Source organism: Natranaerofaba carboxydovora, assembly GCF_022539405.1.
Classification (GTDB): Bacteria; Bacillota; Natranaerobiia; order Natranaerobiales; family Natranaerofabaceae; genus Natranaerofaba; species Natranaerofaba carboxydovora.
The window spans coordinates 2905750-2917816 of record NZ_CP054394.1; the positions used below are offsets into that span (position 1 = coordinate 2905750).

Annotated in this window: 8 protein-coding genes; 3 read left to right on the plus strand and 5 right to left on the minus strand. The window is 35.3% G+C overall.

Annotated features, from left to right (window positions below; all coding sequences use genetic code 11):
* Positions 1-185: 185 nt before the first annotated feature.
* On the plus strand, positions 186-1457 hold the full coding sequence (gene kamA, locus ACONDI_RS13760; RefSeq protein WP_241079117.1) for a lysine 2,3-aminomutase: 1272 nt from the start codon (positions 186-188) through the stop codon (positions 1455-1457).
* Positions 1458-1525: 68 nt separating this feature from the next.
* Positions 1526-3121: a CTP synthase gene (locus tag ACONDI_RS13765; RefSeq protein WP_241079118.1), complete on the plus strand. Its 1596-nt coding sequence runs from the start codon at positions 1526-1528 to the stop codon at positions 3119-3121.
* 165 nt (positions 3122-3286) lie between these two features.
* Here ACONDI_RS13765 and ACONDI_RS13770 read toward each other — a convergent pair whose 3' ends face one another.
* The 4 genes from ACONDI_RS13770 to ACONDI_RS13785 form a co-directional block, all read right to left on the minus strand.
* A complete protein-coding gene (locus tag ACONDI_RS13770) occupies positions 3287-4555 on the minus strand; it encodes an FMN-binding glutamate synthase family protein (RefSeq protein WP_241079119.1) in 1269 nt (422 codons plus the stop codon).
* Positions 4556-5218, minus strand: a complete 663-nt coding sequence (locus tag ACONDI_RS13775) for a GltB/FmdC/FwdC-like GXGXG domain-containing protein (RefSeq protein WP_241079120.1) — start codon at positions 5216-5218, stop codon at positions 4556-4558.
* Between the two features lie 243 nt (positions 5219-5461).
* A complete protein-coding gene (cuyB, locus tag ACONDI_RS13780) occupies positions 5462-6184 on the minus strand; it encodes a cysteate racemase (protein ID WP_241079121.1) in 723 nt (240 codons plus the stop codon).
* Between the two features lie 224 nt (positions 6185-6408).
* Entirely contained in the window at positions 6409-7863 is a 1455-nt protein-coding gene (locus ACONDI_RS13785; protein ID WP_241079122.1) for a nicotinate phosphoribosyltransferase, read from the minus strand.
* 226 nt (positions 7864-8089) lie between these two features.
* On the opposite strand from ACONDI_RS13785, the gene helD reads away from it, so the two are divergent.
* Positions 8090-10411, plus strand: coding sequence for an RNA polymerase recycling motor HelD (gene helD / locus ACONDI_RS13790; RefSeq protein WP_241079123.1), 2322 nt, complete (start codon positions 8090-8092; stop codon positions 10409-10411).
* Between the two features lie 33 nt (positions 10412-10444).
* Here helD and ACONDI_RS13795 read toward each other — a convergent pair whose 3' ends face one another.
* Positions 10445-12001, minus strand: a complete 1557-nt coding sequence (locus tag ACONDI_RS13795) for a peptide chain release factor 3 (protein WP_241079124.1) — start codon at positions 11999-12001, stop codon at positions 10445-10447.
* Between the last annotated feature and the right edge of the window lie 66 nt (positions 12002-12067).

Sequence of the window (12067 nt, forward strand, 5' to 3'; positions counted from 1 at the left end):
CGTTTTTAAACCTATTCTTCCATGTTTGGCCGAGAATTATTACTCTGATGATTAATCTGATGATAAATTGTTTTTTTTATTAAAAAATAAGTTACCTTCTGTCAATCTTTGTTGAAAAGGTTGTCTAAAAGTGATAATCTTATATAGATTAATATTTATTTAAAAGTCAAGGAGGCAAGTTTTTGATGCCAGAACAAAGAAGTACTTATTTTGAATCAATACCTGTAGATTCTTGGAATGATTGGAAATGGCAATTAAAAAACAGAATTACAAGTGTTGACGAGTTAAAGGAAATAGTTAACCTAACGAAAAATGAAGAAAAAGGTATTGGCGAAACCCTTAAACATCTTAGAATGGCAATAACACCTTATTATGCTAGTTTAATGGATAAAGACAATCCTAGTTGCCCCATACGGCTTCAAGCTATCCCAAGTTCTTTAGAGGTTGATAGAAGCAAACATGATTTAGAAGACCCTTTACATGAAGATACAGATTCTCCTGTGCCAGGTATTACCCACAGGTATCCTGATAGAGTTTTATTTCTTGTTACTGACCAGTGTTCAATGTACTGTAGACACTGTACAAGAAGGCGAATTGCAGGCACCACTGATAACATAAGACCTTCAGAAGAGTTAAATAATGCTATAGAATACATTAAAAAAACACCTGAAATTAGAGATGTATTAATCTCGGGTGGCGACGGCTTATTAATCCCTGACGAAAAACTTGAAGAGTTAATCAAAAAACTAAGAGAAATTTCCCATGTGGAGATTATTAGAATAGGAACTAGAACACCAGTGGTTATGCCGCAAAGAATTACAGAGGATCTAGTAAGTATTTTAAAAAAATATCATCCAATTTGGGTAAACACACATTTTAATCATCCTAAAGAAATCACAGAAGAAGCAAAGAATGCTATAACAAAATTAGCAGATGCCGGGATACCTCTCGGTAATCAAAGCGTACTTTTAAACGGTGTCAATAATTGTCCACATATAATGAAAGATCTGGTCCATGAACTAACCAAAATACGTGTACGTCCTTATTATCTGTATCAGTGTGATCTCTCACAGGGAATAGAACATTTTAGGACTCCAGTTTCTACTGGGATAGAAATAATAGAGTCCCTTCGCGGGCATACCAGCGGCTTTTGTGTGCCAACTTTTGTTGTGGATGCTCCGGGAGGAGGCGGAAAAATTCCTGTTTCGCCTCAGTATCTTATATCTCAATCATCTGACAAGGTTATCTTGCGTAATTATGAAGGTGTTATAGCAAGTTATCAGGAGCCACTAAAACAAAACGAAGACGAAAGAACCCATTTGTGCGTTAAAGGTGAATGTTATGATAAATCTTCAAATAATAGCAAGGAAGAGATTGGAATCAAAAAGCTTTTTGCAGAAGAGTCAATAAGTTTGGAACCTAAAGAACTTTCAAGAGAACTTCGCAGAAAAAAATAACTTGCAATCTAGGTGACCTTATAAGATAATAATGCTGGTAAAATTATAGTTTCAGGAGGGTAGGGAGCATGCCAAAATTTATATTTGTAACCGGAGGAGTAGTGTCTTCATTAGGCAAGGGAATTGCAGCTGCATCAATTGGGAGACTTCTTAAAAACAGAGGCCTAAAAGTAACAATGCAAAAGTTTGATCCTTATATTAACGTGGATCCTGGTACAATGAGTCCTTACCAGCATGGCGAAGTATTTGTTACTGATGATGGAGTTGAGACAGATCTTGACCTTGGCCATTACGAAAGATTCATTGACGAAAATTTAACCGGCATCTGCAATATAACTACCGGTAAAATATATTGGTCGGTATTGTCAAAAGAAAGAAGAGGAGAATATTTAGGTAAGACAGTACAGGTAATCCCACACATTACCGACGAAATTAAATCAAAGCTTACAGGTGCAGCCGAAGAAAGTGGAGCAGAAGTAGTTATAGCTGAAATAGGAGGAACAGTAGGAGATATAGAAGGCCTCCCTTTTCTTGAAGCCATTCGGCAAATGAGAAGTGATGTGGGAAGAGATTCAGTAATGTATATACATTTAACTTTAGTGCCCTATTTGGATAAGTCAGGCGAACTAAAAACAAAACCCACTCAACACAGCGTTAAAGAACTAAGAAGTATTGGGATACAGCCAGATATGATCCTTTGCAGAACAGAACAAAAACTGTCTAGAGAGATAAAGGAAAAGTTAGCACTGTTTTGTGATATCAATGTAAATGCTGTAATAGACAATCAAGATGCTAAAACAATCTATGAAGTCCCTCTGGCTTTAAATGAACAAGATGTCGATGAGTTTATTGTCGAAAGATTAAACTTAAATTCAAAACCGGTTCAGTTAGACAACTGGAAAAGTTTAGTTCATAATATTTTTAATTTAAATAATAAGGTCAAGATAGCTTTAGTTGGAAAGTACACTTCATTACATGACGCATATATGAGCCTTGTTGAAGCATTAAATCATGCAGGTTATAACAACAATACTAAAATAGAAATAAAATGGGTTTCAGCTGAAGATCTAGAAAGAGAAGAAGTAGATTTGGGTGAAATTTTTGAGGATGTAAATGGTATCGTAGTACCTGGTGGTTTTGGCGATAGAGGCATCGAAGGTAAGATTAAAGCAGCAAATTATGCTAGAGAAAATAGATTACCATATTTGGGCTTATGCCTGGGCATGCACTGTGCAGTTATTGAGTTTGCTAGAAATGTAGCTAAACTATCCGGAGCACATAGCTCGGAATTCATGCCTGAAACAAGCTATCCTGTAATAGATTTGTTACCTGAGCAAAAAAATGTGAAAGATAAAGGAGGCACCATGAGACTGGGTGCATATCCCTGCAAACTAAAAAAAGATACATTAGTCTATAAAGCCTATAACGAAGAAGATATATCCGAAAGACACAGACACAGGTATGAATTTAATAATGATTATAGAAAAAGATTAGAAGATAGCGGTTTGATGATTTCTGGCACATCGCCCGATGAAAGGCTAGTAGAAATAGTAGAACTCGAAGATCATCCCTGGTTTGTTGGAGTTCAGTTCCATCCAGAATTCAAGTCAAGGCCAGAAAAACCTCATCCATTATTCGTAGATTTTATAAAATCATGTTTTTGATTCTACAGCAAAAAACCTACCTGCTACCAACGTGTTGCAAGAATAAATATCACAATAAACTATATCAAAGCCAAACAAAAAACTTCCGACCTAAAGATTAAATCCCTTGGTCGGAAGTTTTTTATCATTTTATACAGTTATCATTTTGCAGCTTCACTTAAAGTCTTACTTATCAAACCAGGATGTAACGGGTTTGTCATAACCCATCAGCTTAACACCGGTAACAGCTGATGCATTTATATTCAAAGCTACAAGGTCGTCCTTTGAAGGTTCATGAGTATCATTATGGCCTGATAGGGCTGTCAAAGTAACTAGCTCTTCTCTAGTTGCTTTTAGATAGTTACCAAGCTTATCTCCAGCTTCGTCGGGATCAAGTTTTGCAACTTTTTCTTCGTCTTGTGTTGCTATGCCATAAGGACATGTCCCGGTATGGCACTGCTGACACCCTATACAGCCTATTGCTACCATAGCCGCGGTTCCTATACCACAAGCATCTGCCCCTAGGGCAAGAGCTTTGTACATATCTGCACCGTTTCTTATCCCGCCCATAATTAGGAATTTAATACCTCTTTCTTTGGCACCTGTTTCATTGAACGCTTTCATAGCAGGCTCAAAAACACCTAAAGTTGGAACACCAGCGTGTTCTGCTACAATATGTGGAGCACAACCAGTTCCACCTTCTCCTCCATCAATTGCTACTGCATCAGGTCCAGCTTCTATAGCTAGCTTTGTATCTTCATATATGTCTCCAGGGCCTAGTTTAATAATTATAGGAATTTCATAGTTTGTTAGTTCTCTTAATAGGTTAACATGCTTTGCAAGGTCCTCAGCAGACTCAACATCAAGGTGTCTACAAGGGCTAAGGGCGTCTGTATCTTCATCTATTCCTCTAGTTTCTGCAATTTTGTCATTGATTTTTTCGGCCATCAAGTGACCACCCATACCAGGCTTTGCTCCCTGGCCTAGCTTTACCTCAACTGCATCAGCATTTTTCAGGTAGTCCATATTTACTCCAAATCTACCCGTCGACCACTGAACTATTAGTTTGCCACCGTATTTTTCGCAAATCTCTGTTTCTTCTTGTAATCTGCCACCTTCTCCAGTTGCTGTAGCTATTCCAACCTGAGAAGCACCTTTTGCAAAGGCCATTTTGCCGTGTTTGCTAATAGCGCCAAAAGACATAGCAGCTATAAAAATAGGTACTTCTAGCTCTAAAGGACGTTTTAGATCTTCACCTATAACAACTTTGGTATCTATAGTTTCACGATATTTATCGTAAGCTGTCTTGTGTATTTGGGCCGGAACAATGAGTAGATCATCAAGGCTAGGATATGGCATGTTTGCTCCAAAACCTCTAAGTTGATACTTTCCTTCTTCACCTTTTTGTTGTATATTTTTAATTATATTTTTTGTCCATATACTACTTAATGCCATTTACGCTCCCCCCTGACTTTTATCTTTCTCTTTAGTTTTATAGAAAGGTCTTAATACCTCAGGCTCTATTTTTCTAAATTTACTAGCATCAGCTTCAATGCCATATTTTTCAAAATAATTTTTTAATTTATTAATGTCATCATCATTTAGATCTGAAAGTTTTGCATTCCTTCCAAATCCATCAAATTCTCCACCTAAATATATTGAACCTTTTATAATCCATTCTCCAACCTGTGCACCAGCATTACCGGTAATAATTATATCACCAGCCAGGGAAAACAATCCTATGTTGTCTTTAACATTGCCATCAACTATAATTGTTCCACCTTTGTTCATCTGTCCTATTTTATTTCCTGCATCCCCTTTAACAACAATGGTTCCACCATACAAACCAAAACCAAGTCCATCTCCTACACTTCCATCAATTACAATCTCACCATTACACATCATGTTACCTGTAAATCTACGAGCACTACCTTTAAGCTGTAAGCTAGCACCACTATTTAGCGCTCCAAAAAAATCACCTACATCCCCTTCAATTTCAACCGGGTAAGGCTCTTCTATTCCTACGGCAATATTGTCTTCTAAGTTAACATCGTTAATTACAGCCTTTTTCTTCTCTTTCAGCTCTTTCGTAATGGTTTTATTCACGCCATTTGACAAAGCTCCATCCCCCCAATAAAAAATTATATTTTTATTTATATATTTTATTAAAATATATAAATATTAACATTAGTAAAGTACTTTGGTATAGTTCCAAGTTCAAACACACTATTTAGTTCATTACATTATATTAGTTTTAAGTATATTTTCCCCTTCTAGCCTACGAATTTTAACACGAAGAGAATGAGTTGTCAAGTAATTGGATTCAATCCAATAATTAAGACAAATAAAAAATGCGAAGGTTTACTTCACATTTTTTATTCTTACTTCCTCTGAGTGACCTATTGTAGCATTTACCAAAGTATCCATCGGGTCAATCAAAGGCTTCTCTATCATATCCTCTTTTAAAACCATTCCTATCTCACTACAACCACATATTATTATATTAGCGCCGCTTTCTATTAATTCATTGCTAGCTTCTATTAAAAGCTCAACAGGTTCTCCTTCAGTCTGGCCACTCTTCAACCCGTTTTCCCCGTATATTGCTTCCATCACTTTTCTCTTCTGGCTAATATGATTTGGATATATAACATTTACATCACCTAAGTATTTATCAAATAAACCCGTTTCTATTGTGCCAGTAGTAGCAAGCACTCCAACTTTTAAGTGGGAAGGAAAGTTGTTATAGATATATTTTTTAACTTCTTCAAAAACATTCATGATTGTGTATGAGACTTCTTTTTGGATATCTTCTATAAAATAATGAGCTGTCATACAGGGCATACACGCAACATCTACACCTAATAGTTCGAGATTTTTAGCAGTTTTAGTTATTTCGCTAACTGGGCTTTTTCCATTTTCTAAGATGGCTTTTGTTCTATCTGGAATCTTAGCATTACTATCAATGAAAACATGATAATGCTCTTGATCTTTTTTGGCTCGTGTGGCTTTAATTAGCTTCATGTAAAATTCACTTGTTGCTTCAGGGCCCATGCCACCTATTACCCCAATTTTTAAATCGTTCATTATTTCGCCCCCTATTAATCATGTTGTAGTTTTTCATCAATGACCAGTGTGGACATTAACAAACGTATGAATTTAAAAAAATATGAATTTTTTAAATTTTTATATTTTCATCATTTTTTATTATTTTTCTATTATAAAACAGCTCTTAGCGTAAATCAAGAAAAAAATTTTTGACTTAACAATATAGAAACTTACATTTATTCCAATTAACTCTTTTAATCACTTTAACTTTCATTATATTCTTTTCTTTTTTCCTCAATCATTGTTCTTTTCAAATTCCATAAATCTTCAGAAAGATCTACATAGTATTTCTGTGGATTTTTCTTTCTCTTGTGTTCTTCCCACAGTTGTTCTAGAGAAGCTTCTCTGTTGTTTCTAATTTCTTCTAAACTTGGAGGTGTAGTACATCTTTCACCGTTATTTATAACTTTTTCCTGAAGCTCTATAGCCTGATAGTCTTCAACTATTTTTTGCTTCCAGGGGCTAAATGGATCAAATAAAAGTAGGTTGTTTCCTATTTGCGGCAGTCTTTCTTCGAACCTTGTTATATAATCTCCTTCTGACTTACCGGTATTTCGGTTAATAATGCGGTAGGGACGTTTTCTTCCGGGGAAAACAATTTTTTCTATATTATCAGACACCTTAATTTTGGGAATTCTTTCTTTCCCTTCTATTACTTCCACCAGCTTATAAACACCACCTAATGCCGGTTGATCATATGCGGTAATAACTCTTGTACCAACAGCGTACATATCTAGGTCCGCTCCCTGCAGCTTTAGGTCAGAAATAACATATTCATCCAGGTCACTGGAGGCTACAATTTGTATATCACTAAACCCATTTTCATCCAGCATACGCCGTGCTTCTTTTGACAAATAGGCCAAATCCCCACTATCTAATCGTATTGCTTTTACTTTTATTCCTTTTTCGTTTAGTTCTTTTGCCACCTTTATTGCATTTGGAACCCCGGTTTTTAGTGTATTATAGGTATCTACAAGAAGTATAACATTATCTTTATTTTCCTCACCATAAGCTCTAAAGGCTTCTTTTTCATCTTCAAAGCTTTGTACAAAAGCATGTGACATGGTACCTACCACAGGAATATCAAATCTTTTACCCGCTTCTACCAGAGAAGTCCCTTCAAAACCTGCAATATAGGCAGCTCTTGTGCCATAAAGGGAGGCCCCTAGCCCATGAGCCCTTCTAGCACCGAACTCAACAACCTGCTTGTCACCAGCAGTGTGCTTAACTCTTGATGCCTTAGTTGCTATAAGTGTCTCATGGTTAAAGATGTTTAAGAGAGCGGTCTCTACAAGCAGCGCCTCTATTATTCTGGCTTCAACTGTTAGTATAGGCTCATTGGGGAAAATTACCTCCCCTTCTTTCATAGAATATACATCCCCCGTGAACCTTAGACTTTTAAGTACCTGAAGAAAACCTTCATCAAAACCAAGGAAACGTAAATATTCAATATCTTCTTCTTTAAATTCTAAATTTGTAAGGTATGATATTATATGCTCTAAACCTGCATAAATTGCATAACCATTGCCAAAGGGCAACCTCCTAAAAAACATATCAAATACAACATTTTTGTCCTGCAGTCCTTTTTTCACATAGGTCTGCATCATATTTAGCTGATATAGATCAGTATGAAGTGCAGCACCTTCTTTGGTTTCCATTTTGTACGTCAACCTCCTGTTTACATGGTAATTAAGCTATAATCACAATGATTATACTTTTATTATTTGTGTTTCTCTATTATATCAGTTTTCCTTTTAAGTTAAAATTTTCTTTTTATATCCAAGTTCTTTGTTATGAAATTTTATTTCTCTTTAGTTCACTAACCAAGACTACTTATGTTATAGTATAAAAGATCCATTAGTTATTTAAAGAAAGGAGATATTAATGTCAATAAAAAAACATCCAGATTACAAAGAAGAACTGCAGTATCTAGAAAATATTAAGCAGTTTATTGATAACTACATAGACACTGTCACTAAAAAACAAGAAGATTCCAAAAGTGACATAAAAGAAGCATTTGAAATTCTAGACTTTTTAGATAGCAGTCAAAGTTATATCACGATTTTAGTAAATGCCCGGTACTTAGATCACAGTAAAGAAATGATAGATAAAATCCTTCAAACAAAAGACAAACCCTACTTCAGCAGGATTGATTTTAGGGATGGCCGGGATGATAAGCTGACAAAATATTATATAGGTAAAGTATCTTTATTTAATGAAAATAACGAACCACTAATCATTGATTGGCGCTCTCCCATTGCAAGTTTATATTACGACGGTAGAATTGGTGATGTTGCCTATGAAGCAAACGAAGGAGAAGTCACAGGACAACTATCTTTGAAACGTCAATACAGCATCGAAAAAGGGGAGCTTATAGACTTTTTTGATGTGGATATTGCTACTAATGATGAACTTTTACAGGCTTCTTTAAGAGACAAAGCCGATAACAAGCTTAAAGATATTGTATCTACAATTCAAGCAGAACAAAATAAAATTATCCGTGCAGATTTAAGTAAGCCATTAGTAGTTCAAGGTGCGGCTGGCAGTGGCAAGACCACGATAGCACTTCATAGAATTGCATATCTGATATATACCTACGAAAAATCATTTGATCCTGATAATTTTATGATTATAGCTCCTAATAAATTATTTTTAGACTATATATCTGATGTTCTTCCTGAACTTGATGTTGAAAATGCAAGACAAACTACTTTTACAAACTTTTGTTTCGATCTATTAAACATTAAAAACAATTTAACCGTTAAAAGACAGGACGAAAGTCTGTCAATGATATTGGAAGATAAAGATAAGTCAGAAAATCAAAAAGAAATGTTTACATGGACTTTAGCTTTTAAAGGTTCCATGGCTTTTAAAAAACTTATAGATAATTATATTAATGAAATTGAAAAGGATTTATTACCAAAGGAAGATATCTTAATAGGAGATCATACGCTGATGACTAAAGATGAACTAAAACAATCTTTTCTTTACGAATACGACTACCTTCCTGTTCATAAGCGACTTGACCAGATTAAAAAGAAGCTTTCTTCTCGAGCAAAACAAAATAAAGAGATTATCATAGATAAAATATCAAATGAGTATGAAGGAAAAATCAATTCGGCTCGTAAACGAGTTCATATAACAGAAGACGGAACAGAAATTGGCAAAGACAAAGTTGTTAATTTGATAGATAAGCGTGATGAAAAAATCTCCCAGGTTCAAAATGATGTAAAAAAAGTAAGTGGAAATTTCACAAAACAATTTAAAAAGAAAGATGCTTTAACACACTATAAAAAGCTAGTCAAAGATCCAGAACTGATTATAAAATATTCACCAGAAGATATAGGGGAAGAAAAAGCCAGGTTTTTGGCAGATAATTCTACGAAAATGTTTAAAAACAAAGAACTTGAACTAGAAGACCTTGCTCCATTAATATACCTAAAAGCTAGACTAGAAGGGTTTAAGGAAACAGTTAAATGTAGCAATGTGGTTATTGATGAAGCCCAGGATTATAATCTTTTTGAATTTTATGTATTAAGACATATCTTGAATACGGACAATTTCACTTTACTTGGTGATTTGGCACAAGGAATATATTCTTACCGGGGAATCTGCAGTTGGCAAGATGTTAACAAAGAAATATTCTCAGGTGAAGCAACAGAACTTACCTTGCAGCAAAGTTATCGCACAACGATAGAGATAATGAACCTTGCCAATACGGTTTTAGTAAATGGAATAAGCGATCAAAGCATTCTAGCAAAACCCGTAGTTCGACATGGTGATAATCCTGATGTTACAGAGTTTGCCAACAAAGACCAACTTGCATTTAAGGCAAAAGAAAAAATTGTTAGTTTACAAAATAAAAATTACTCCTCCATTGCTATTATAGGAAAAACACTAGAGGAATGTGAAAAAATCAAAGAACTTTTGGAACAATTAGGACTCACTGAAACAACTCTCTTAACAGGGCTTGAAGAAGAATACAATGCCGGAGTAGTTATTGTTCCAGCTTATGCAGCTAAAGGGTTAGAATTTGATGGAGCCCTAATTGTCAACTTGGATGAAACTTTTACATGCTCTGAACTTGACACAAAACTACTGTACGTTGCCATGACAAGAGCTATACATACTCTTTTTGTTTATTATATGAAAGATACTATAGCTCATTTAAAGGACAAAAACTTAAACCGGGTAGCCATACAATAAAAACAGTAAAAAATTAATCTAATTTATTTTCAATCAAAAATCAAATTCTTCCAGGCGATAAAATGTCAAAGAAGGGTTTCTTTCTTTAGCCCAGTTTAGAGAAAACTCATTTTCAAAAAGTATAACAGTGTTATCCTTCTGGTCTAATACAGTCATATCTCTGGTCTGGGATATATATTTAGACTCTTTATCTTTGATCCACCTTGCTGTTTTATAAGGTAGACGATTTATGTTTACTTCCACTCCATATTCATGTTTTAAGCGGTACTCAAAAACTTCAAACTGCAATTCTCCGACAACTCCAAGGATAATTTCCTCAGTTGTCGGGTCTTTGTATACCTGTATGGCACCTTCCTCTGTCAGTTGAGAAAGTCCCTTATGAAACTGTTTGTGTTTCATTGCCTGTTTGGCAGTTACTTTAGCAAAAAGCTCCGGGGTAAAGCTAGGTAATTTCGTGAATTCAAAAGAATCACCTTCAGTTAAGGTATCACCAATTTGATAAATCCCCGGATCAAATACCCCAATAATATCCCCAGGATAAGCTTCTTCAACAATATCCCGGTTTTGTGACATAAACTGGCGGGGCTGAGAAAGTTTTACCTGCTTTCCTGTTCTTACATGATTAACAGTCATATTACGCTGAAATTTGCCGGAGCAAACTCTTAAGAAGGCTATCCTGTCTCTATGATTAGGGTTCATGTTAGCCTGAATTTTGAAGACAAAGCCAGAGAAGTTTTTTGTTGTCGGGTCAATAATACCTATATTACTTTGCCTTTTTGCCGGAGGAGAAGCATATTTAACGAAGTCCTGAAAAAATGATTCTACCCCAAAGCCGTTAATTGCACTACCAAAATATACAGGTGTCAACAAGCCATTTTTAACTTTTTCAGTATCAAAGTCCTCACCGGCCACATCTAGCAATTCAATTTCTTCTTTCAGATTGGCAGCTATTTTATCATCAGCAATATCATCTATATCCAGTTCTTTTACTTCCTTATCCTGCTCGTTTACTTCTATTTTTTGTGTACTCCTATTATAAAGTCCATAACTACTAGAACCTACATCTACAGGCCAATTTACAGGAAAGGATTCTATTCCCAAAACCTCTTCTATCTCACCTAGCAAATCCAATGGATCTTTACCCTGACGATCTAGCTTATTAATAAAAGTAAATATAGGTATCCCCTGCATTCGACATACTTCAAAAAGCTTTTTGGTTTGAGCTTCTACACCTTTAGCCAAATCGATAAGCATCAGGGCACTATCTGCAGCAGTCAAAGTCCTATACGTGTCTTCGCTAAAATCTTGATGCCCTGGAGTATCCAAGATGTTTATTTTGTAACCATGATAAGAAAAGTTTAAAACACTTGAAGTTACAGATATTCCCCGTGTCCTTTCCATCTCCATCCAATCTGAGGTAGCATATTTATTTGTTTTTCTGGCTTTTATAGATCCAGCAAGCCGGATTGCTCCTCCAAGCAAAAGAAGACTTTCTGTCAAAGTTGTTTTCCCGGCATCTGGGTGCGATATTATAGCAAAGGTTCTTCTTGAGTTGACTTCTTCAGTTATATTTTCTTGTTTAACAGCCATTTTAAAATTCCTTTCTATGCAAAGCTAACTTCTATGTCAAACTAAAATCTATTCTAACATCAATAT